Consider the following 21,837-nt stretch of genomic DNA (forward strand, 5'->3'; position numbering starts at 1 on the left):
CGTCGTCCCGCTTGCAGGCGCTCTGACCGGTTCCTGCAACCAGATGTCATGTTCTTGCAGCGCCTCGCGCGCTAGATTGCCGTCATGACCCGACGACTGGCCGAGGTGGCCGCCCGGGCCGGCGTCAGCGAGGCGACGGTCAGCCGCGTGCTCAACAGCAAGCCCGGCGTCTCGGACGCCACCCGCGAGACCGTGCTGACCGCGCTCGACGTGCTCGGCTACGAGCGCCCCAGCAAGTTGCGCGGCGAGCGCGCACGGCTGGTCGGCCTGGTCCTGCCCGAGCTGTCCAACCCGATCTTCCCCGCGCTGGCGGAGGTCGTGGGCGCACTGCTCTCGCAGAACGGCCTGACGCCGGTCCTGTGCACCCAGATCAACGAGGCCGGCGCGGAGGCGGCGTACGTCGACATGCTGCTCGGGCAGCAGCAGGTCGCCGGGATCATCTTCGCGGGCGGGCTCTACAGCCAGGCCGACGCCGACCACGAGCACTACGACCGGCTGGCGCGGCGCAAGCTCCCCGTCGTGCTGATCAACGCCGGCACCGAGCGGTTGCCCTTCCCGAGCATCGTGTGCGACGACGCCAGCGCGATGGAGCAGTCGCTCGAGCACCTGCGGTCGCTCGGCCACAGCCGGATCGGCCTCGTCCTCGGTCCCCGCGACCACGAGCCGTCCGTGCGCAAGCTCGCCGCAGCGCGCGCGCTCCTGGCCGTGCCCGACGAGCTCGTGGGACACAGCCAGTTCTCCCTGCAGAGCGGCCAGGCGACGGCGAGCTCCCTGGTCGGCCGGGGCGCCACCGCCCTCGTCTGTGCGAGCGACCCGCTGGCGCTCGGCGCCATCCGGGCCGTCCGCCGCGCGGGCCTTCGGGTCCCCGAGGACGTCTCCGTCATCGGGTACGACGACTCCGCGTTCATGTCGTCGGTCGAGCCGCCGCTCACGACCGTCCGCCAGCCGATCGAGGCGATGGGGCGGGCGGCGGTCGCCGCCCTGCTGGCCCAGATCCGGGGCGAGGAGGCACCCGCCGACGAGCTGCTCTTCGAGCCCGAGCTGGTGGTCCGGCGGTCCACCCGCCCTGCAAGCGGCGCCGTCGGCGCTGCAAGATCTGAAAACTAATTACGTCCTGTCAGGTTCTTGCAGAGCCCTGCAAGCACTTCTAGCGTTCCCGGCGCCGCCACCCCTGTGACGGCCTTCACTACCGGGAAAGCCGAGGCAGCGACGCGTGAGCACCGACCTGCGCCCCACCGCCGCGACCGCTGGCGGCAGGGCGACGTCCTCGGACTGGTGGCGGACGGCGGCGATCTACCAGGTCTACCCACGCAGCTTCGCCGACGCGAACGGCGACGGCACCGGCGACCTGGCGGGCGTCCGCTCCCGGCTCCCCTACCTGGCCGAGCTCGGGGTCGACGCCATCTGGTTCACGCCCTGGTACCCCTCGCCGATGGCCGACGGCGGGTACGACGTCGCCGACTACCGCTCGATCGACCCGCTCTTCGGCGACCTCGCCGAGGCGGAGGGCCTCATCCGCGACGCCCTCGCCGTCGGCATCCGCACCATCATCGACGTGGTCCCCAACCACGTGTCCGACCGGCACGCGTGGTTCCAGGCGGCGCTCGAGGCGGGGCCGGGCTCGCCCGAGCGCGAGCGGTTCTGGTTCCGCGACGGAAGCGGCGAGCACGGCGAGCTCGTGCCCAACGGCTGGGAGTCGGAGTTCGGCGGGCCGGCCTGGTCCCGGGTCACGGCGCCCGACGGCACGCCCGAGCAGTGGTACCTCCACCTCTTCGCGCCCGGCCAGCCCGACCTCAACTGGGGCCACCACGACGTCGTCCGCGAGCACGAGCAGATCCTGCGCTTCTGGTTCGACCGCGGCGTCGCCGGCATCCGGATCGACTCCGCGGCCCTGCTGGCCAAGGACGCCTCGCTGCCCGACGTGCTCGCGGACCACGACCCCGGCGAGCACCCGTACGTCGACCGCGAGGAGCTCCAGGACATCTACCGGGGCTGGCGCCGGATCGCCGACACCTACGGCCCGGACCGCATCCTGATCGGCGAGATCTGGCTCCCCGACGCGGAGCGGTTCGCCCGCTACCTGCGACCCGGGGTGCTGCACTCGGCCTTCAACTTCGGCTTCATGACCTCCCCCTGGGACGCCGCCGCGCTGCGCCGGTCCATCGAGGAGACCCTCGACGTGCACGACAGCGTCGGGGCGCCGGCGACCTGGGTCCTGTCCAACCACGACGTGACCCGGCCGGTGACGCGCTACGGCCGTGCGGACACCTCTTTCGCGTTCGAGACCAAGCGCTTCGACACCCCGACCGACCTCGCCCTCGGGCACCGGCGGGCGCGGGCCGCGGCACTGCTCGCGATGGCGCTGCCCGGCGCCTACTACCTCTACCAGGGCGAGGAGCTCGGCCTCCCCGAGGTCGAGGACATCCCTGCCGAGCGCATCGACGACCCGATGCACGCCCGTTCGGGTGGCGTCGACCCCGGCCGGGACGGCTGTCGCGTGCCGCTCCCGTGGTCGGGGGACGCGCCGCCGTACGGCTTCAGCCCGGTGCCGGTCGAGCCCTGGCTCCCCCAGCCCGGCACCTGGGCGGGGCTGACCGCCGCCGCCGAGGCCGCCGACCCCGGCTCGATGCTCGCCCTCTACCGAGCGGCGCTGCGGATCCGCCGCGACGACCCCGACCTCGGGTACGGCGGGCTGACCTGGATCGACCTCGGCCCCGACGTCATCGCCTTCCGCCGGGGCGACGACTTCGCGTCGGTGACGAACTTCTCGGGCGGTCCGGTCGACCTGCCGACGCCGGCGCAGACCTGGCTCGCCAGCGTGCCGCTGGAAGGAGGACGACTGCCCACGGACGCCACTGCCTGGCTCCGGCTCGACAGCTAGACCCCGATCAAGCCAACCAAGGAGAAACCATGAGGATCCACCGACGGCGCGGGCTCACCGCGCTGGCGACCATCGCCTCCCTCGCCTCCGTCTCCGTGCTCGCCGCGGCGTGCGGCAGCGACAGCGACGGCGAGAGCAGCGGCAAGGTGACCATCACCGTCGAGGGCTGGCGCCCGGGTGACGAGCAGGGCACCATCGACGCCGTCAAGAAGCAGGCCGCGGCCTTCACCAAGGAGCACCCCGACATCGTCGTCAAGCCGATCGAGTGGGAGTGGAACGCCGAGACGTTCTCGACCCAGCTCGCCGGCAACCAGCTGCCGACGACCTTCCGGGTGCCGTTCACCGACACCAAGGGGCTCGCCGAGCGCAAGCAGATCGCCGACGTCACCGAGTACGTCGACAAGCTGCCCTACGCCGAGGACTTCAACCCGAGCGTGCTCGCCGCCGCCCAGGGCACCGACGGCAAGATCTACGGCCTGCCGACCGACGTGTACGGCGTCGGCCTGCACTACAACCGCGACCTGTTCGAGAAGGCGGGGCTCGACCCCGACTCCCCGCCGACCACGTGGGCCGACGTACGCGCCGACGCCAAGGCGATCGCCGACAAGACCGGCCAGGCCGGCTACGTCCAGATGAGCACCAACAACACGGGCGGCTGGATGCTGACGACGCTCACCTACGCGCTGGGCGGCCGCATGGAGTCCGACGACGGCACCACGGCGACCATCGACAACGACGCCACCGCCGAGGGCCTGCAGATGCTCCACGACATGCGGTGGACCGACGAGTCGATGGGCAAGAACACCAGCTTCGAGTGGGGCACCGTCAACGAGGCGTTCGCGGCCGGCAAGGTCGGCATGTACATGTCGGGATCCGACGTCTACAACGCGCTGGTCACGACCAACCAGGTCAACCCGGACAGCTACGGCCTCGCCGTGCTCCCCCTGTCGGACTCCTCCGACGCCGGCATCCTCGGCGGTGGCTCGGTCGCGGCGGTCTCCGCCAAGGCCACGCCCGCCGAGCAGGAGGCCGCGGTGCTGTGGAACGACTTCTACCGGGAGAGCAAGAACTACGACCCCGACGTGGCCGTCGCCGACGCCGAGGTGCTCAAGGAGTCCGACCAGCCGATCGGGACGCCGACGCTGCCGATCTTCGACGAGGCCACCTGGCAGAAGGTCCAGGACGCGATCGCGCCGTACGTCAACGTGCCGCGTGACCAGATGACGTCCTTCACCGACGGCGTCTTCGACCAGAGCCTGATCGCCGAGCCCCCGGCGCACACCCAGGAGGTGTACGCGATCCTCGACGCCGCCGTGCAGAAGGTGCTGACGGACGAGAACGCCGACATCGACGCCCTGCTGGCCGACGCCAACGAGAAGGCCCAGGCCCTCCTCGGCTGACCGGTCCGGGCCGGCCGGTCTCCCTCCTCGACGAGACCGGCCGGCCCCGACCCCCGTCCGACCCCACCTCGGAAAGCGACCATGACCGCGCTCCTCGCCAGACTGCCCCGCCGGGTCCCCCTCGGGCCGATCGTCTTCCTGCTGCCGATGCTGCTGGTCTTCGGTCTCTTCTCGTGGTGGCCGATCGTCCGCTCGTTCGTGATGAGCGTGCAGCAGACCAACCTCGTCACGCCGGCGGAGTTCGTCGGCCTCGACAACTTCCGGGCGGTGCTCGACGACCCGCTGCTGGCGACCGCGGTGCAGAACACGGCCTGGTTCGCCGTGCTCGCCCTGGTCATCGGCTACCCGGTGCCGCTGGTGCTCGCGGTGGTGATGAGCGACGTACGCCGCGCCCGCGGCCTCTACTCCCTCCTCGCCTACCTGCCGGTGGTCGTGCCGCCCGCCGTCGCCGTGCTGCTGTGGCGGTTCTTCTACGACGCGGAGCCGACCGGCGTCTTCAACACGATCCTCGGCTGGGTCGGGCTCGGACCCGTGCCCTGGCTGGAGGACCCGAGCTGGGCGATGCCCTCGCTCGTCCTCGAGGCGACCTGGGCCGCGGCCGGAGGCACCGTGATCATCTACCTGGCGGCCCTCGTCTCGGTGCCGCCCGAGCTCTACGACGCGGCCGAGGCGGACGGCGCCGGCATCCTGGCCAAGGTCTGGCACGTGACGCTCCCGCACCTGCGCGGCATCATGCTGATCACCCTGATCCTGCAGATCATCGGGACGTCCCAGGTCTTCCTGGAGCCCTACCTCTTCACCGACGGCGGGCCGGACAACGCCACCCTGACGGTGCTCCTGCTCGTCTACGACTACGCGTTCGCCAACACCACCGGCGGCGACTACGGCAAGGCGACCGCGCTCAGCCTGATGCTCGCGGGCGGTCTCGCGGTGCTGTCGGTCGTCTACTTCCGGGTGACCCGGAGGTGGGCCGAGTGAGCACCGGGCCGCGCCTCCGGCGACGTCGTACGCCGTCCGGCGAGTCCCGCACCATCACGTCGGCCTTCGAGCGCCGACGGCCGGGCACCCGCCTCGCCCGCACCCTGCTCAACGGTGGGCTGCTGCTGTTCCTCGTCATCGCGTGCCTCGGCCCGATCCTGTGGCTGGCGAAGTCGGCGATCACCCCGACCCAGGACACGCTGCGCTACCCGCTGGCGCTGTGGCCCCACGGGACGGACTGGGAGAACCTGCGGACCGCCTGGGTCGAGATCGACCTCAAGCTCTACTTCTGGAACACGGTCGTCATCGCGCTCGGGTCGTGGGCGACCCAGATGACCGTGGCGGTGACCGCGGGCTACGCGTTGTCGATCCTGCGTCCGCGAGGCAGCCGCGTCCTGTACGGCCTGGTGCTCGCCACGATGTTCGTGCCCGCGGTCGTCCTGCTGGTGCCGCTCTACCTGACGGTGCTCGACCTGCCGTTCACGCACTGGAACCTGGTCAACACCTACTGGGGCGCGTTCCTCCCGGCCGGCGCCAGCGCGTTCAACGTGGCCCTGGTCAAGCGGTTCTTCGACAACCTCCCGCGCGAGGTGATCGACGCGGCCCGGGTCGACGGCTGCGGCGACTTCCGGCTCTTCCTCCACATCGTGCTGCCGATGTCGCGCCCGGTGCTCGGGGTGGTCTCCGTCTTCGCCGTGCTGGCCGCCTGGAAGGACTTCGTCTGGCCGCTCGTGGTGCTGCCCGACCCGGCGAAGCAGCCGCTCTCGGTCCGGCTCCCCCGCCTCGCCGCCGTGACCGAGCTGGACGTCGTCCTGGCCGCCCTGCTGATCTCGTGCGCCCTGCCGATCGCCTTCTTCCTGGTCTTCCAGCGGCTCTTCCTGCGCGGCGGGCTGGAGGGAGCGGTCAAGGGTTGATTCCGGGGGTAGCAGGTCGGAGAGTGGGTACGCGGTAGACGTATCCACCCGCGAACCCAGGAGCCACGACATGCCTGACCTGCCCCAGCCGAACGACGGCACCTCGATCGCGACGGCTCCCTCGGACGAGGCGCAGCTCGGATCGACCACCGACACCGGTGCTCCGGCACCCAGCGACCGCAACTCGTTGACGGTCGGGCCGGACGGTCCGATCGTGCTGCACGACGTGCACTTCCTCAACCAGATGGCGCACTTCAACCGCGAGCGCGTGCCCGAGCGCAACGTGCACGCCAAGGGCTCCGGCGCCTTCGGCGAGTTCGAGACGACCGAGGACGTGTCGGCGTACACGAAGGCCGCGCTCTTCCAGCCCGGCGTGAAGACCGAGATGCTCGCCCGGTTCTCGACCGTCGCCGGTGAGATGGGCTCGCCCGACACCTGGCGCGACCCGCGCGGCTTCGCGCTGAAGTTCTACACGTCCGAGGGCAACTACGACCTCGTCGGCAACAACACCCCGGTCTTCTTCATCCGCGACACCATGAAGTTCCCGCACTTCATCCGCTCCCAGAAGCGCCGCGGCGGCTCCGGCCTGCGCGACAACAACATGCAGTGGGACTTCTGGAGCCTCAACCCGGAGTCGGCCCACCAGGTGACCTACCTGATGGGCGATCGCGGCATCCCGAAGTCGTACCGGCACATGAACGGCTACGGCTCGCACACCTACCTGTGGATCAACGCCGCCGGCGAGAAGCACTGGGTGAAGTACCACTTCCACACCGACCAGGGCGTCGAGGGCCTCACCGACGAGGACGCCACCCGGATCGCCGGCGAGGACGCCGACTTCCACCGCCGCGACCTCTACGAGACGATCGCGAAGGGCGACTTCCCGTCGTGGACGCTGTCGATCCAGGCGATGCCGTACGACGACGCGAAGACCTACCGGATCAACCCGTTCGACCTCACCAAGATCTGGCCGCACAGCGACTACCCGCTGATCAAGGTCGGCACGATGACGCTCAACCGCAACCCGGACAACTTCTTCGCGCAGATCGAGCAGGCGGCGTTCGAGCCATCCGCGCTGGTCCCGGGGATCGGCTTCTCGCCCGACAAGATGCTGCTGGGCCGCGCGTTCTCGTACGCCGACACGCACCGCCACCGGATCGGTCCCAACTACCTGCAGCTGCCGGTCAACCGCCCCAAGGTCGAGGTGAACACCTACACCCAGGACGGGGCGATGGCCTACGAGCACCGCGGCGACGACCCGGTCTACGCACCCAACTCCTTCGGCCGCGGGTACGCCGACCAGGTCGGAGAGGTCGACCCCGGCTGGGAGACCGACGGCGCGATGGTCCGCCAGGCGTACACGCTGCGCGCGGACGACGACGACTTCGCGCAGGCCGGCACCCTGGTGCGGGAGGTCTGGGACGACGAGATCCGGGCCAACTTCGTGAAGACCGTCGCCGGCCACCTGCTCGGTGGCGTCGAGGGTGACGTGCTCGAGCGGGCGTTCCAGTACTGGCGCAACGTCGACGCCGACACCGCCAAGCAGATCGAGGAGCTCGTCCGAGCCGACGCCGACCTGGGCGCCCCGGGAGCCCAGGACGACCAGGCCAAGGCGGACGCCGCCGACCCGGTCGGGGAGACGGACACCCACGCGGGCTAGGCGAAACCGCCTTAAGTCGAGTGACCCGGTCGGGTTGACGAGTCGCGGCACGGGTACGGTCAGCAGGTGCCCCTGACCCGACCGTTGCTGCTGCTCGCCCTCGTGTGGGGCGCGCTGCTCGGCTTCGCGACCCCGTCGTACGCCGGTGACGCCCCGGCCACGCCGGTCGTCAGGGTGGGGACGGAGGGCACCTACCCGCCCTTCACCTACCGCGACCCGAAGACCAACCAGCTCACCGGCTTCGACATCGAGGTGATGAAGGCGGTCGGCGAGGAGGCGGGCTGGGACGTCCGGTTCGTGGAGGCGCCGTTCGACTCCCTCTTCCCGGCCCTGGACTCGAAGCGGATCGACGTCATCGCCAACCAGGTGACGATCAACCCCGACCGCGAGGCGCGCTACCTCTTCAGCACGCCGTACACCTACTCGCACGGCGTGATCGTGACGCAGAAGGACAACGACGACATCACCACGCTCGCCGACCTGAAGGGCCGCACGACGGCCCAGACGGCCAGCAGCAACTGGGCCGAGGTCGCACGCAAGGCCGGGGCGGACGTGAAGTACGTCCAGGACTTCGGCCCCGGCGTCGAGCTCCTGACCCAGGGGCGCGTCGATGCGATCGTCAACGACAACATCGCGGTCCTCGACTACCTCGCTACGTCCGGCACCACGGACGTCAAGATCGCCGGCGACGCAGGCGACGAGGTCCTCGAGCAGGCCCTGACCTTCCGCCAGGCGGACCCGCAGCTGCAGCAGCAGGCTGACGCCGCGCTGAAGGCCCTGGCCGACGATGGCACCCTCGCGAAGATCTCGAAGAAGTACTTCGACGCCGACGTCACCGTCAAGGAGGGGTCAGAGGACGTCAAGGTCAAGGGCTCCGACTCGCGGACCCGGTGGCAGGTCCTGACCGACACCGCTCCCAAGATGCTCGCCGGCCTGGTCAAGGGCACGATCCCGCTCACGGTGGTCAGCTTCCTGGTCGGTCTGGCCCTCGCGGTGCTGGCCGCGCTCGCCCGGCTCTCGTCGATCCGCCCCCTCGACTGGATCGCCCGCTTCTACATCTCGGTCATCCGCGGCACCCCGCTCCTGGTGCAGCTCTTCCTGGTCTTCTTCGGCCTCGGCCAGGTCGGCATCAAGCTGGACCCGTACGTCGCCGCCGGGATCGCCTTCAGCCTCAACGTCGGCGGGTACGCCGCCGAGATCGTCCGCGCCTCGATCCTCTCGGTGCCGCGCGGGCAGTACGAAGCCGCCACGGTGATCGGGATGGAGTACTGGCAGTCGATGCGACGCATCGTCCTCCCGCAGGCCGCGCGGATCGCCGTACCGCCGCTCTCCAACACGTTGCTCTCGCTGATCAAGGACACCTCGCTGGCCTCGCTGATCCTGGTGCCCGAGCTGTTCCACGAGGCGAACATCGCGGCAGCACTCAGCACGGAGTACCTCCCTCTCTACGCACTGGCCGCGTTCTACTACTGGGTGGTCTGCTACCTGGTCACGCTGGCGCAGGCGCCCCTCGAACGACGACTGAGCAGGCACATGGCATGACCGACCTGATTGAGGTACGCGGGCTCGAGAAGTCCTTCGGCGACCAGCAGGTGCTGAAGGGAGTCGACTTCACGGCCACCGCCGGCACGGTCTCGGTCCTGCTCGGTCCCTCCGGGTCGGGCAAGACCACGATCCTGCGGTCGCTCAACGTGCTCGAGACCCCGGACGCCGGGCTGGTGCGCATCAGCGACTCGTCGGTCGACTTCGGCGCCCCGCCGAAGGACAAGGCGACCTACCGTCGTGAGGTGAGGGCGCTTCGCGCCCGCAGCGGCATGGTCTTCCAGTCCCACAACCTCTTCCCGCACAAGACCGTCCTCGGCAACCTGGTCGAGGGCCCGGTCCAGGTGCAGGGCCGATCACCCGACGAGGCCACCGAGGCCGCCCGCGCGCTGCTCGACCAGGTCGGCCTCGCCGGCCGCGAGGACGCCTACCCGGCGCAGCTCTCCGGTGGGCAGCAGCAACGCGTCGGCATCGCCCGTGCCCTCGCCCTCAACCCCGAGGTGCTGCTGCTGGACGAGCCGACCTCTGCCCTCGATCCCGAGCTCGTCGGCGAGGTCCTCGCCGTCATCCGCGACCTGGCGGACCGCAACTGGACCCTGGTCATCGTCACCCACGAGGTCCGCTTCGCCCGCGACGTCGCCGACCAGGTGCTCTTCCTCGACGGCGGTGTCGTCGCCGAGCGCGGTGGTGCCGAGGTGCTCACCGATCCCCGCGAGGAGCGCACTCAGCGCTTCCTGTCCCGGGTGCTCGACGCGGGCTAGAGCGGAGCCTTCAGCGACGGGCGTACGGCGTACCGCTCCCCTGCGACGTCGACCTCGAAGGCACCCGAGGCGAGCCAGTCGGACGTCACCGGCCCGTCGTGGCGCAGGTAGCCGAGGCCGACGCAGGAGCCGACCGTCTTGCCCCAGGCGGCGCTGGTGACCTGGCCGACGGGGGCGCCGTCGAGCAGCAGCAGCTCGCCGCCCCACAGCATGGGATCGGGCGACTCGACCACCAGCGACACCAGGCGCCGCCGCGGTCCACCGGTCGCGAGCGACTCCCGGTGGGCGGTCAGGGCGGCCCGGCCGAGGAAGTCCTTGTCGCCCTTGAGCGCGGTGGCGAAGACCAGCCCCGCCTCGACCGGGCCGTAGTCGGGCGTCAGCTCCCGGCCGAAGGCGCGGTAGCCCTTCTCCAGCCGCAGCGACTCGATCGCGTAGTAGCCGGCGTCGGTCGCACCGCCGGCGACGACGGCGTCGTAGACGGTCACCGCGTCGGCGACCGGCACCATCAGCTCCCAGCCGACCTCGCCGACGTAGGTCATCCGGGTGGCCCGGACCTCGACGCCGGCGATCGTCACCTCGCGGGACGTCGCGAACGGGAACCCCTCGTCGGACCAGTCGTCGGCCGACAGCGACGCGAGCAGCGAGCGCGAGCGCGGTCCCATCACACCCAGGACGGAGAACGACTCCGTGACGTCCCGGGCGGGTACGCCGTGCCGGGCCAGCCAGTCCAGGTCACGCACCGTCGTCGCCGAGCTCGACACCAGCAGGAACTCGTCCGCTCCGGTGCGGGTGACCGTCAGGTCGGCCTCGTAGGTCCCGCGAGCGTTGAGGAACGGCGTGTAGACGCAGCCCCCGACCGGCACGTCGACGTCGGCGGCACACACCCACTGCAGCCCGGCCAGCGCGTCCGGGCCCTCGACGACGTACTTGGAGAAGGAGGTCTGGTCGAAGACCGCGACGTCCTGGCGGGTGGCCCGCTGCTCGGCGGCCGACCACGGCAGCCAGGACGGCTTGCCCCACGAGTACTCGAGCGAGGGGCCGAAGACGTTGGGCCGCTCCCAGCCCATCCGGGTCCCGAAGAGCGCGCCCGCGGCAGCCGTGCGCTGGTGCACGGGCGAGACCCGCTGGGGCCGCGCCGACTCCAGCTCACGGTTGGGCCACGGCACGGCGTAGTGCAGCCCGAGCACCTCGGCGACCCGGGAGCGGAGCCAGCCGTTGTCGGCGTGCAGCGGGGCGAACCGGCGTACGTCGACCGCCACCAGGTCGTCCTGGGCCCCGCCGGCGACGATCCACTCGGCCAGCGCCCGCCCGGCACCGCCGGCGGACGCGATCCCGACGGAGTTGAAGCCGGCGCCGACGAAGAAGCCGCGCAGCCCGGGAGCCTCACCGAGGAGGAACTGGTTGTCGGGCGTGAACGACTCCGGTCCGTTGTAGAACTTGCGGATCCCGGTCTCCTCCAGCGCCGGGATGCGCCGCAGCGCCTCGTCCATCAGCACCGAGAAGTGCTCCCAGTCCTCGGCCAGCAGCTGGAACTCGAAGGGGTAGGGCAGGTCGTCGGGCGAGCGCCACGGCTTGGCCTCGGGCTCGAAGCCACCGACGACCAGCCCGCCGGTCTCCTCCTTGAAGTACGTCCAGCCGTCCGGGTCGCGCATGATCGGCAGGTCCGGGTGCACGCCCTCGATCGCCTCGGTGACGACATAGAAGTGCTCGGCGGAGTGGAGCGGGACGGGGACGCCGACGAGGTCGCCGAGCGCCTTCGCCCACTGGCCGGCGCAGTTGACGACCACCTCGGCCTCCACCGTGCCCCGGTCGGTGACGACGCCGGTCACCCGACGCCCGGCCGGTCCGTCCTCGACGTCGAAGCCGGTGACCCGCACCCGCTCGACGATCCGCGCCCCGCGCTGCCGCGCGCCCTTGGCCAGCGACTGGGTGACGTCGGACGGGTTGACCTTGCCGTCGCCGGGCAGCCAGATCGCGCCGAGCAGGTCGTCGACCCGCATCGCCGGCCACAGCTCCTGCGCCCGCGCCGGCGAGATCAGCTCGCAGTCCATGTCGTACGCCGTCGCGTTGGCCGCCGTGCGCCGCAGCTGGACCATCCGGTCCTCGGTCCGCGCCACGATCACGCCCCCGACGTTGCGGTAGCCGGTCGCCAGCCCGGTCTCGGCCTCCAGGGACTCGTAGAGGTCGGCGGAGTACTGCACCAGCCGGGTCCCGCTCTCCGACGCCCGCAGCGGCCCGACCAGCCCGGCGGCGTGCCAGGTCGTCCCGCACGAGAGCGTGCCCTGCTCGAGCAGCAGCACGTCGGTCCAGCCGAGCTTCGTCAGGTGGTAGGCCACGGAGGTCCCGATGACGCCGCCGCCGACGATCACGACCTGCGCGCGGGAGGGAAGGTCGGTCACGAGACGACATCCTCCAGCAGTCGTCGCAGGTCTGGACCGCGCAAGGTCGCGACCGCCTTCTCGTAGCGCTCCATCCCCCACCCCTCGAAGTCGTAGTCGATCGGGCTCGCCGCCGCCTGGATGAAGCCCCAGAGCGACCAGCCGTACTCGCTCACCAGCATCTGCAGCCGCACCCGCGCCAGGTCCGCGCGCGTCGGCGTCCCGAAGTAGGCCTCGGTGTACGCCTCCACCTGCTCGGGCGTGAGGTCGCACTCCGTGGCGGTGTTGCCGAGCTCGAAGCAGGCGTCGTTGTTGCCGGAGTACTCGTAGTCGATGAGCCGGCAACGGGTCCCGTCGTCGATGAAGTTGGCGGCGAGCAGGTCGTTGTTGCAGGGCACGGTCGGCTGCGCGCGGACGGCGAGCGCTCGGCGTACGGCGTCCCAGGCGTCGGCATGGTCGAGGTAGCCCGGCGGCAGCCCGTAGCCCCGCTCCTGCACCGTCGAGAGGTACGCCGCCCGCCGCGTGAACATGTCGAAGTCCCCCTGGAAGCGCGGTCCGGCGTGGAGCTCGCGGGTCGCCGAGGCAGCCCTCGCCAGGACCCCCGGATCGGCGAAGTCGGCGTTGTCGAGCGACCGGCCCGGCAGGAACGAGATGACCAGCATCGACAGGTCGGGCCGGTACTCGAGCACGTCCGCACCCACCCCGGCATCGGCCGCGGCCGCCGTGTTGAAGGCCTCGGCGTCGCGGTCGATCCCGAGCAGCGTGGCGTCGCCCTGCGACCACCGGACGACGACATCGATCACAGGGTCGAGCCCGTCGTCGCCGGTGACGTGGAAGTTGGTGTTGGTCAGGCCGCCCGGCAGCTCCTGGACGCGCCAGGACCGCCCCGCCAGGGTGGCGAGGCGGTCCAGCGGGGGGACTTCGGTCACGCGGCGAGGGGTCAGTCGCCGAACGCCTCGAGCACGGCCTCGTCGATGGTGACCTTCGGTCCCGTGAACCACTTGCGGGCCGAGGCGTACCACCAGATCGTCACCAGCAGGATCGTGCCGCCGGTGAGGATCGGGGCGTAGTTGACGAATTTCCAGCTGAAGCCCTCCTCGGTGGGCCAGCCGACCGGGTAGAGCGGCAGGATGAAGTAGATGCAGATGACCACGATCTCGGCGACCGCGACGAGGTTCATCCACTTGTACTTCTTGCCGTTGTTCCAGGCGCCGACCTCGAAGGCGTCGCCGATCTTCCAGCGCAGGAAGATCGGGATCGCGAAGGCGAGGTAGAGCCCGATCACCGCCACCGAGACCACGGCGTAGAACGCCGTCGGCAGGATGATCGGTGCGTCGGCGGTCCCGATGTTGACCTCGATCAGGGCCGGGAGGGTGATCAGGCCCGCGATCACGGACACGAAGATCACGGCGTTGGCGGGGACCTTGGTCTTCGACACCTTCGACCAGAGCCGCGAGCCGGGGATGGCACCGTCCCGGCTGAAGGCGAACGTCATCCGCGACGCACTCGTCAGGCAGGCGGTGGTGCAGAAGAGCTGGCCGAAGGCGGAGATCGCGATCACCACGATGTGGGCGTTGGTGCCGAGCGCCTGCCCGAGGATCACGTCGGACCCGTAGTAGCCCTGGTTGATGCTGTCGGTCACGGCACCCTGGTCCTGGACTGCGAAGAGCAGCGCGAGCAGCAGGATCCAGCCGCCGACGGCGGAGTAGAAGATCGAGCGCCAGATGCCCTTGGCCGCGGCGTTCGACGCCGATGCCGTCTCCTCCGACAGGTGGGCGGACGCGTCGAAGCCGGTGATCGTGTACTGCGTCAGCAGGAAGCCGAGGGGCAGCACCAGGAACCAGAACATGGTCCCGCTGGTGGAGCCGTCGTTGTACCCGGAGTTGTTGATCCGCTCGCTCATCACCCACCCGATGCTCTGGTGGTTGTCCGGGACGATGATCAGGATGCCGATGATCAGCGCCGCACCCGCGACGTGCCACCACACCGAGATGTTGTTGACGACGGCCAGCAGGTGGCTGGAGAAGATGTTGGCGAGGGCCGCGATGAACAGGATGATCACGAACTCGATGAACACCCGCTTGAGGCTGTAGTCAGCCGCCCAGCTGTCGCTGAAGAGCCCGAGCAGGATGTCGACGAAGTTGGCGGCGCCGTACGCCACGGAGGCGGTGACCGCGATCAGGCCGATCAGGTTCAGCCACCCGGTGTAGAAGCCGGCCATCGGGCCGCCGAGCTTGGCCGCCCACCAGTAGATGCCGCCCGAGGTCGGGTAGGCCGAGACCAGCTCCGACATCGTGAAGCCGATGATCAGGATGAAGATCGAGATGACCGGCCAGCCCCACGTGATGGCGATCGGGCCACCGTTGCTCCACGCCTGGCCGAAGGTCGTGAAGCAACCGGCCAGGATGGAGATGATCGAGAACGAGATCGCGAAGTTGGAGAAGCCGGACCACGAACGGGACAGCTCCTGCTTGTAGCCGAGCTTCGCGAGGTGCTTCTCGTCCTCGGTGAGCTCGGGGCCGTGATGAGCCGGGACGACCGGCTCGTGCGCTTCGGGCATCAGGCACCTTCCGGGGGTGATCGTGCGAATGTGAACCGGACGCTAGACCCGCGTTGTTCGGGGTGTCCATAGGCTTCCGTAAAATTGGTATGAACTCAGACCATTGACACTGCCGACGAGCGCTCCAAGGATTGGGTCCATGACCGCGTCGCCCGACCCCTCGGCAGCGCACCTGCCCGAGGCGGTGCTCCGGCCGGTGCGCGGGCACCACGCGTTCGAGGCCTGCGTGGAGCAGCTCGGCACGGCGATCCGGCTCGGCGTCTACCCGCTCGGCACCGCTCTGCCGCCGGAGCGCGACCTGGCCACCATGCTCGGGGTCTCCCGCGCCACGCTGCGTGAGGCGATGGCCGCGCTCCGCGAGGCCGGACTGGTCGAGACCACCCGCGGCCGCGGTGGCGGCACCGTCGTCACCCTCAAGGCACGCACCCCCTCCGCCCGGGCCGCCGCGCGGATCTCCCCGGAGCGCCGGGCGGACTGGCTCGACGCTCTGGACTACCGACGGATCGTCGAGCCCGGGGCCGCCTGGCTCGCGGCGAGCGTCGAGCTGACCGACGTACGCCGGGGCCAGCTGGAGCGCGCCCACGCCGAGGTCTCCCGTGCGGCCAGGCCCGCGGCGCACCGGCAGGCCGACTCCCGCTTCCACCTCACCGTCGCGTCGCTCGCGGGCTCGCCCCGCGTGATCGAGGCCGTCACCTCGGTGCAGTCGACGCTGCACGAGATGCTGCTCGCGATCCCGGTGCTGGGCACCAACATCGCGCACTCGGACCGGCAGCACGCGGTCCTGGTCAAGGCGATCGTCGCGGGCGAGGCCGAGCGGGCCCGCACCGTGATGGAAGAGCACTGCGACGACACGGCTGCGCTCCTGCGCGGGCTCGTGGGCTAGAACCGACGGAAGGAAGGCACCGCGTGCGCAACAGTCGTCACCTCTCGATGGAGCACCTGCTCGCCCGGATCCAGGAGGGCGAGATCGACACCGTCGTGGTCGCCTTCACCGACATGCAGGGACGGCTGCAGGGCAAGCGGCTGCACGCGCGCTACTTCGCCGACGTCGTGGTGCCGCACGGCACCGAGGGCTGCAACTACCTCTTGGCCGTCGACGTCGACATGAACACGGTCGGCGGCTACACCATCTCCTCCTGGGAGAAGGGCTACGGCGACATGGAGTTCGTCCTCGACGACCGCACCATCCGCCTGCTGACCCACCTGCCCGCGACCGCCATGGTCCAGTGCGACCTCGTCTGGCCCGACCACTCCCCCGTCGTCCAGTCGCCGCGGTCGATCCTCCAGCGGCAGCTCGACCGGTGCGCGGAGCAGGGATGGATCGCGCTGGCCGGCACCGAGCTCGAGTTCATCGCGTTCGACACGACGTACGAGGCCGCGCACGACGCGCGCTACCACGACCTCACGCCGGTCAACCAGTACAACGTCGACTACTCGATCCTCGGCACCTCCCGCGTCGAGCCGTTGCTGCGGGCGATCCGCAACACCATGTACGCCGCGGGCCTGGACGTCGAGGGCGCCAAGGGCGAGTGCAACTTCGGCCAGCACGAGATCGGCTTCCTGTACGCCGACGCGCTGAAGACGGCCGACGACCACGTCGTCTACAAGACGGTGGCCAAGGAGATCGCGTCCCAGCAGGGCAAGGCGATCACGTTCATGGCGAAGTTCAACGAGCGTGAGGGCAGCTCCTGCCACATCCACCTGTCGCTGCGCGGCGAGGACGGCGACCTGGTCTTCTGGAAGGACGGCGCCCGCACGCCGCTCTACGACCACTTCATCGCCGGTGTGCTCGCGACGATGGCCGACTTCACGCTGCTCTTCGCGCCCAACATCAACTCCTACAAGCGGTTCGCCGACGGCTCGTTCGCGCCGACCACGATCGCGTGGGGGCTGGACAACCGCACCTGCGCCGTCCGCCTGGTCGGGCACGGGTCCAGCGCCCGGATGGAGAACCGGGTGCCCGGCGCCGACGCCAACCCCTACCTCGCCCTGGCCGCGATGCTCGCCGGCGGGCTCTACGGGATCGAGCACGAGCTGCCCCTCGGGGACGCCCTGGTCGGCAACGCCTACACCTCGGACCTGCCCAAGGTCCCGACGACGCTCGCCGCGGCCCGGGAGGCCTTCGTGACCTCGGAGATCGCGCGCGCCACCCTCGGTGACGACGTCGTCGACCACTACGCCAACATGGCGGCCGTCGAGCTGGCCGCCTTCAACGCTGCCGTCACCGACTGGGAGCTCTTCCGTGGATTCGAGAGGCTGTAAGTGAGCGACGTCTACACCGTCATCAACCCGGCGACCGCGACGCCGGTGGTCGACGTACCTCTGGCGTCGCTCGAGGAGGCCGATGCGGCCATCGAGCGCGCGCACGCGGCGTACCCCGCCTGGAAGGCGATGGCGCCCGGCGAGCGCGCGACCGTGCTGCGTCGGTTCGCCGCCGTCGTCGACGCGCACCTCGACGAGCTCGCCGAGCTCGAGGTGCGCAACGCGGGCCACACGTGGGGCAACGCGCGCTGGGAGGCCGGCAACGTCCGGGACTGCCTCAACTACTACGCCGGAGCGCCGGAGCGGCTCTTCGGCCAGCAGATCCCGGTCGCCGGCGGCATCGACATCACCTTCCACGAGCCGCTCGGCGTGGTGGGCATCATCGTCCCCTGGAACTTCCCGATGCCGATCGCGGCCTGGGGCTTCGCCCCGGCCCTCGCCGCCGGCAACACGGTCGTGCTGAAGCCGGCCGAGCTCACCCCGCTCACCGCGATCCGCCTCGGCGAGCTCGCGCTGGAGGCCGGGCTGCCCGCCGACGTGCTGACCGTCATCCCGGGCAAGGGCTCCGTGGTGGGCGAGCGGTTCGTGACCCACGAGCTCGTGCGGAAGGTCTGCTTCACCGGCTCCACGTCGGTCGGCAAGCAGATCATGCGCGGCTGCGCCGACCAGGTGAAGAGGGTGACCCTCGAGCTCGGCGGCAAGAGCGCCAACATCGTCTTCGCGGACGCCGACATCGCGGCGGCGGCCGCCAGCGCGCCGTACGCCGTCTTCGACAACGCGGGTCAGGACTGCTGCGCCCGCTCGCGGATCCTGGTGGAGCGCTCGGCGTACGACGAGTTCCTGTCCAAGCTGGAGCCGGCCGTGCTCGGGATGCGGGTGCTCGACCCCAGCGACGAGTCCAGCGAGATGGGGCCGCTCATCTCGGCCCAGCAGAAGTCGACCGTGACCGGCTACCTCGACGAGGTGTCCGTGGCCTTCGCCGGAACCACCCCGGGCGGCGACGGCTTCTGGGTGCCGCCGTCCGTGGTGGCCGTCGACGACCCGGCCGACCGGATCTGGCGCGAGGAGGTCTTCGGGCCGGTGGTCGCCGTGATGCCGTTCGACGACGAGGCCGACGCCGTGGCCAAGGCCAACGACACCGAGTACGGCCTGTCCGGGTCGATCTTCACCCACGACCTCGGCCGCGGTCTGCGGGTGTCGCGGGCGGTCGAGGCCGGCAACCTCAGCGTCAACTCCCACTCGTCGGTCCGCTACTGGACGCCGTTCGGGGGCTACAAGCAGTCCGGCCTCGGCCGCGAGCTCGGCCCGGACGCGCCCAACGCGTTCACCGAGCTCAAGAACGTCTTCATCGCCCACTGACCAGAAGGAGCACCACAACTCATGGCAGGACGCATCCAGGACCGGGTCGCGGTCGTCACCGGCGGCTGCTCGGGCATCGGCCTGGCCACGGTCCAGCGGTTCGTCGCGGAGGGCGCGAAGGTCGTCATCGGCGACCTCAACGACCAGCGCGGCGCGGAGATCGTGGCCGAGCTCGGCGGACCCGACGTGGCGACGTACGTCCACGTCGACGTGACGTCCAAGGAGGAGGTGGACGCGCTGTTCAAGACGGCGAAGGACACCTACGGCTCGGTCGACATCGCGTTCAACAACGCCGGCATCAGCCCGCCGGAGGACGACTCGATCCTCGACACCGACCTCGACGCCTGGCGCAAGGTGCAGGAGGTCAACCTGACCTCGGTCTACCTGTGCTGCAAGGCAGCGCTGCCCTACATGCTCGAGCAGGGCAAGGGGTCGATCATCAACACCGCGTCGTTCGTCGCGGTGATGGGTGCGGCGACGTCCCAGATCTCCTACTCCGCCTCGAAGGGCGGCGTGCTGTCGATGAGCCGCGAGCTCGGCGTGCAGTTCGCCCGCCAGGGCGTGCGCGTCAACGCGCTGTGCCCCGGGCCGGTCAACACCCCGCTGCTGCAGGAGCTCTTCGCCAAGGACGAGGAGCGCGCCGCGCGCCGCCTCGTGCACGTGCCGATGGGGCGCTTCGGCGAGCCGGAGGAGATGGCGTCCGCCGTGCTGTTCCTGGCCTCCGACGACTCCTCGTTCATGACCGCCAACACGTTCCTGGTCGACGGCGGCATCTCCGGGGCCTACGTCACGCCGCTCTGATGCCTGCTCCGGTCATCGGGCTGACCACCTACCGCGAGGACGCGGCCTGGGGGGTCTGGCAGCAGCGCGCCGACCTGCTGCCGACGCTGTACGCCGACGCCGTGGAGGCCACCGGCGGCGTACCCGTGCTGCTCCCTCCGCTCGCCCAGGTCGGCGCCGCCGACGCCGTGGCCGCCCGTCTCGACGGGCTGGTCATCAGCGGCGGCGCCGACGTGGACCCGACGCGGTACGCCGAGGAGCCACACCCTCGCACGGCCGGCTGGCGACCCGACCGGGACGCGTGGGAGGTGGCGCTGCTCGATGCCGCGGAGGCCGTCGGCCTGCCCGTGCTCGGCGTGTGCCGCGGCATGCAGGTGATGGCCGTGCACGCCGGCGGGGTGCTCGAGCAGCACGTGCCGGACCTGGTCGACCACGAGCGGCACTCCCCCGGCGGCGACGCGTTCGGCGAGACCGAGGTCGTCACCCTCGCCGGCACCCGGGTCGCGGGCCTCGTCGGCGACCACCTGACCGTGAACTGCCACCACCACCAGTCCGTCCGCACGCACCCCGGGTACGCCGCGGTCGCGCACGCCGGGGACGGCACCCTCGAGGCGTTCGAGGCGCCCGGCGACCGGTTCTGCGTCGGGGTCCAGTGGCATCCCGAGACCGCGGCCGACGTCGGCCTCCTCGCCGGACTGGTGCGAGCGGCCGCGGTCTACGCTGACTCCCGATGACCCTCGTCAGCGCGCACCGGTGCCTCACCGCGGCAGACATCGAGGCCGCGATCGCCATGGGCGCCGACTACGTCGAGATCGACGTGCAGCGGTGCGGCGACGGCTCGCTGGTCCTGCTGCACGACCCCGTCGACGTCGCGCCGCCCGGCACCCTCACGTACGCCGACGCGCTCCAGCTGCTCGCCGGGCGCACCCGTCTCCACCTCGACCTCAAGGTCCAGGGCGGCGAGGCGCCGATCGTCGCGCAGGCCGTCGACCGCCTGGGCACCGACGCGCTGCTGGTCACGACCCTCGACGATGACGGGGTGCGCGCCGTCCGCGACTGGGCGGACGCCGAGGGGCACGACCTCCTGGTCGGCCTGTCGCTGGGCCGCGGCCTGCGCGACATCCCGGTGCTGCACGCGATCCGGGTGCGGCTCACCGAGCTCTTCCCCGCCGTCCGCTACCGCCGGTCCGGGGCCAACCTGGCGGTGGCGCACCACTGGCTCGCACGCCTGCACGTCCGCAGGTTCGCGCGCCGGAGCGGGTTCCCGCTGCTCGTGTGGACCGTCGACACCGAGGACTCGCTGCGCTACTGGCTCAAGCCCGGCCGCGCCTGGCTGGTGACCACGAACAACCCCGAGGTCGCCCTGCGTCTCCGTCGACCTGACAGGATTTGACCATGACGTCCGCAACCTTCGAGAGGCTCGTCCCCGACGTCCTGGGCGAGCCCTACCTGGCCGAGACCATCACCCTCCCGCCGGACGAGGAGGGCCCGGTCGTGGCGACCCTCGTCGTACGCCGCGCAGCCGAGCCCACCGGGCGCGCGGTGCTCTACGTCCACGGGTTCTGCGACTACTTCTTCCAGACGGCGTACGCCGAGTGGTGGACCGAGCGCGGCTACGACTTCTACGCCCTCGACCTGCGCAAGTACGGCCGGTCGCTCCGCCCGCACCAGACGCCCAACTACGTCACCGACCTGCGGCAGCACTTCGGCGAGCTCGACGCCGCCCTCCACCGGATCGCCGAGCGGGACGGGCACGACCACGTGGTGCTCACCGCCCACTCCACCGGCGGCCTGATCCTGTCGCTGTGGGCCAACGAGCGGCAGCCGTCGGTCGTCGGCATGGTGCTCAACTCACCCTGGCTCGACATGCAGGGCGGCCGGCTGATGCAAGGGCTCGGCACGTCCGTCGTCAAGCAGGTCGGCGCCCGGCAGCCGACCCGGCAGATCCCCCGCACCGTCGGCGGCCACTACGGCCGCAGCCTGCACGTCGACCACGCCGGCGAGTGGCCGTTCAACACCGACTGGAAGCCGCTCGACTCGTTCCCGGTCACCTTCGGCTGGCTGAGCGCCATCCGCCGCGGCCACGCCGAGCTGCAGGCCGGCCTCGAGGTCGGCTGCCCGGTGCTCGTGCTCTCGTCGGGCGGGACCCGGTGGCCCAAGGAGATGGGCGACGACGTGCACAACTTCGACATCGTGCTCGAGGTGCCGCAGATCCGGAAGTGGGCGACCGCCATCGGCCGCCACGTCACCTACGTCGCCATCGAGGGCGCCCGCCATGACGTCGTGCTGTCGCTGCCCGGTCCCCGCGCCGCGGCGTACGCCGAGATCGACCGCTGGATGTCGACGTACGTCGACTGAGCGT

The 21,837-nt window shown here is 70.7% G+C and carries 18 protein-coding genes; 15 read left to right on the forward strand and 3 right to left on the reverse strand.

What is annotated here, in order from left to right; genetic code table 11:
* Positions 1–84 precede the first annotated feature (84 nt).
* The 8 genes from ABEA34_RS20385 to ABEA34_RS20420 all read left to right on the forward strand — a co-directional run bounded on the left by ABEA34_RS20385 (position 85) and on the right by ABEA34_RS20420 (position 10,136).
* On the forward strand, positions 85–1,107 hold the full coding sequence (locus tag ABEA34_RS20385; RefSeq protein WP_345523422.1) for a LacI family DNA-binding transcriptional regulator: 1,023 nt from the start codon (positions 85–87) through the stop codon (positions 1,105–1,107).
* Positions 1,108–1,213: 106 nt separating this feature from the next.
* Positions 1,214–2,881 (forward strand): glycoside hydrolase family 13 protein, encoded by a 1,668-nt coding sequence (locus ABEA34_RS20390; RefSeq protein WP_345523423.1) that lies wholly within the window; start codon positions 1,214–1,216, stop codon positions 2,879–2,881.
* Between the two features lie 29 nt (positions 2,882–2,910).
* Positions 2,911–4,281, forward strand: coding sequence for an ABC transporter substrate-binding protein (locus ABEA34_RS20395; protein ID WP_345523424.1), 1,371 nt, complete (start codon positions 2,911–2,913; stop codon positions 4,279–4,281).
* A gap of 81 nt (positions 4,282–4,362) precedes the next feature.
* Positions 4,363–5,259: a carbohydrate ABC transporter permease gene (locus ABEA34_RS20400; protein ID WP_345523425.1), complete on the forward strand. Its 897-nt coding sequence runs from the start codon at positions 4,363–4,365 to the stop codon at positions 5,257–5,259.
* Positions 5,256–6,173: a carbohydrate ABC transporter permease gene (locus tag ABEA34_RS20405; protein WP_345523427.1), complete on the forward strand. Its 918-nt coding sequence runs from the start codon at positions 5,256–5,258 to the stop codon at positions 6,171–6,173. The genes ABEA34_RS20400 and ABEA34_RS20405 overlap by 4 nt, the downstream gene beginning before the upstream one ends.
* Before the next feature lie 70 nt (positions 6,174–6,243).
* Positions 6,244–7,833, forward strand: a complete 1,590-nt coding sequence (locus ABEA34_RS20410) for a catalase (RefSeq protein WP_345523428.1) — start codon at positions 6,244–6,246, stop codon at positions 7,831–7,833.
* A 66-nt stretch (positions 7,834–7,899) separates the two neighbouring features.
* On the forward strand, positions 7,900–9,375 hold the full coding sequence (locus ABEA34_RS20415) for an ABC transporter substrate-binding protein/permease (RefSeq protein ID WP_345523429.1): 1,476 nt from the start codon (positions 7,900–7,902) through the stop codon (positions 9,373–9,375).
* On the forward strand, positions 9,372–10,136 hold the full coding sequence (locus tag ABEA34_RS20420) for an amino acid ABC transporter ATP-binding protein (protein WP_345523430.1): 765 nt from the start codon (positions 9,372–9,374) through the stop codon (positions 10,134–10,136). The genes ABEA34_RS20415 and ABEA34_RS20420 overlap by 4 nt, the downstream gene beginning before the upstream one ends.
* On the opposite strand, the gene ABEA34_RS20425 is transcribed toward ABEA34_RS20420, so the two are convergent.
* The 3 genes from ABEA34_RS20425 to ABEA34_RS20435 are packed head-to-tail and all read right to left on the reverse strand — an operon-like array spanning position 10,133 to position 15,074.
* On the reverse strand, positions 10,133–12,535 hold the full coding sequence (locus ABEA34_RS20425) for a GcvT family protein (RefSeq protein WP_345523431.1): 2,403 nt from the start codon (positions 12,533–12,535) through the stop codon (positions 10,133–10,135). The two genes, ABEA34_RS20420 and ABEA34_RS20425, sit on opposite strands and share 4 nt — an antisense overlap.
* Positions 12,532–13,443, reverse strand: a complete 912-nt coding sequence (locus tag ABEA34_RS20430; RefSeq protein WP_345523433.1) for a phosphotransferase — start codon at positions 13,441–13,443, stop codon at positions 12,532–12,534. The genes ABEA34_RS20425 and ABEA34_RS20430 overlap by 4 nt, the downstream gene beginning before the upstream one ends.
* 11 nt (positions 13,444–13,454) lie before the next feature.
* Complete coding sequence (locus tag ABEA34_RS20435; RefSeq protein ID WP_345523435.1) at positions 13,455–15,074, reverse strand: amino acid permease; 1,620 nt, start codon at positions 15,072–15,074, stop codon at positions 13,455–13,457.
* 139 nt (positions 15,075–15,213) lie between these two features.
* Here ABEA34_RS20435 and ABEA34_RS20440 point away from each other — a divergent pair, with 139 nt between their 5' ends.
* From ABEA34_RS20440 to ABEA34_RS20470, 7 genes are read left to right on the forward strand one after another with little or no spacing between them, the layout of a single operon-like run.
* Entirely contained in the window at positions 15,214–15,957 is a 744-nt protein-coding gene (locus ABEA34_RS20440; protein ID WP_345523437.1) for a FadR/GntR family transcriptional regulator, read from the forward strand.
* 23 nt (positions 15,958–15,980) lie between these two features.
* Positions 15,981–17,336, forward strand: coding sequence for a glutamine synthetase family protein (locus tag ABEA34_RS20445; RefSeq protein ID WP_345523439.1), 1,356 nt, complete (start codon positions 15,981–15,983; stop codon positions 17,334–17,336).
* Positions 17,337–18,695 (forward strand): aldehyde dehydrogenase family protein, encoded by a 1,359-nt coding sequence (locus ABEA34_RS20450; RefSeq protein ID WP_345523441.1) that lies wholly within the window; start codon positions 17,337–17,339, stop codon positions 18,693–18,695.
* A 21-nt stretch (positions 18,696–18,716) separates the two neighbouring features.
* Positions 18,717–19,496 carry a 3-oxoacyl-ACP reductase gene (locus tag ABEA34_RS20455; protein ID WP_345523443.1) on the forward strand — a complete coding sequence of 260 codons (780 nt, stop codon included), beginning with the start codon at positions 18,717–18,719 and terminating at the stop codon, positions 19,494–19,496.
* Positions 19,496–20,209 carry a gamma-glutamyl-gamma-aminobutyrate hydrolase family protein gene (locus ABEA34_RS20460; RefSeq protein WP_345523445.1) on the forward strand — a complete coding sequence of 238 codons (714 nt, stop codon included), beginning with the start codon at positions 19,496–19,498 and terminating at the stop codon, positions 20,207–20,209. The genes ABEA34_RS20455 and ABEA34_RS20460 overlap by 1 nt, the downstream gene beginning before the upstream one ends.
* A complete protein-coding gene (locus tag ABEA34_RS20465) occupies positions 20,206–20,868 on the forward strand; it encodes a glycerophosphodiester phosphodiesterase (protein ID WP_345523447.1) in 663 nt (220 codons plus the stop codon). Before ABEA34_RS20460 ends, ABEA34_RS20465 begins: the two co-directional genes overlap by 4 nt.
* Before the next feature lie 2 nt (positions 20,869–20,870).
* Complete coding sequence (locus tag ABEA34_RS20470; RefSeq protein WP_345523449.1) at positions 20,871–21,833, forward strand: alpha/beta hydrolase; 963 nt, start codon at positions 20,871–20,873, stop codon at positions 21,831–21,833.
* The last annotated feature ends 4 nt before the right edge of the window (positions 21,834–21,837 follow it).

The organism is Nocardioides conyzicola, from assembly GCF_039543825.1.
GTDB lineage: Bacteria > Actinomycetota > Actinomycetes > Propionibacteriales > Nocardioidaceae > Nocardioides > Nocardioides conyzicola.

Coding starts and splice junctions, on each gene's coding strand:
- ABEA34_RS20435 (WP_345523435.1), bottom strand. CDS start 15,074: ATGCCCGAAGCGCACGAGCCGGTCGTCCCGGCTCATCACGGCCCCGAG.
- ABEA34_RS20410 (WP_345523428.1), top strand. CDS start 6,244: ATGCCTGACCTGCCCCAGCCGAACGACGGCACCTCGATCGCGACGGCT.
- ABEA34_RS20395 (WP_345523424.1), top strand. CDS start 2,911: ATGAGGATCCACCGACGGCGCGGGCTCACCGCGCTGGCGACCATCGCC.
- ABEA34_RS20460 (WP_345523445.1), top strand. CDS start 19,496: ATGCCTGCTCCGGTCATCGGGCTGACCACCTACCGCGAGGACGCGGCC.
- ABEA34_RS20385 (WP_345523422.1), top strand. CDS start 85: ATGACCCGACGACTGGCCGAGGTGGCCGCCCGGGCCGGCGTCAGCGAG.
- ABEA34_RS20455 (WP_345523443.1), top strand. CDS start 18,717: ATGGCAGGACGCATCCAGGACCGGGTCGCGGTCGTCACCGGCGGCTGC.
- ABEA34_RS20400 (WP_345523425.1), top strand. CDS start 4,363: ATGACCGCGCTCCTCGCCAGACTGCCCCGCCGGGTCCCCCTCGGGCCG.
- ABEA34_RS20465 (WP_345523447.1), top strand. CDS start 20,206: ATGACCCTCGTCAGCGCGCACCGGTGCCTCACCGCGGCAGACATCGAG.
- ABEA34_RS20470 (WP_345523449.1), top strand. CDS start 20,871: ATGACGTCCGCAACCTTCGAGAGGCTCGTCCCCGACGTCCTGGGCGAG.
- ABEA34_RS20440 (WP_345523437.1), top strand. CDS start 15,214: ATGACCGCGTCGCCCGACCCCTCGGCAGCGCACCTGCCCGAGGCGGTG.
- ABEA34_RS20420 (WP_345523430.1), top strand. CDS start 9,372: ATGACCGACCTGATTGAGGTACGCGGGCTCGAGAAGTCCTTCGGCGAC.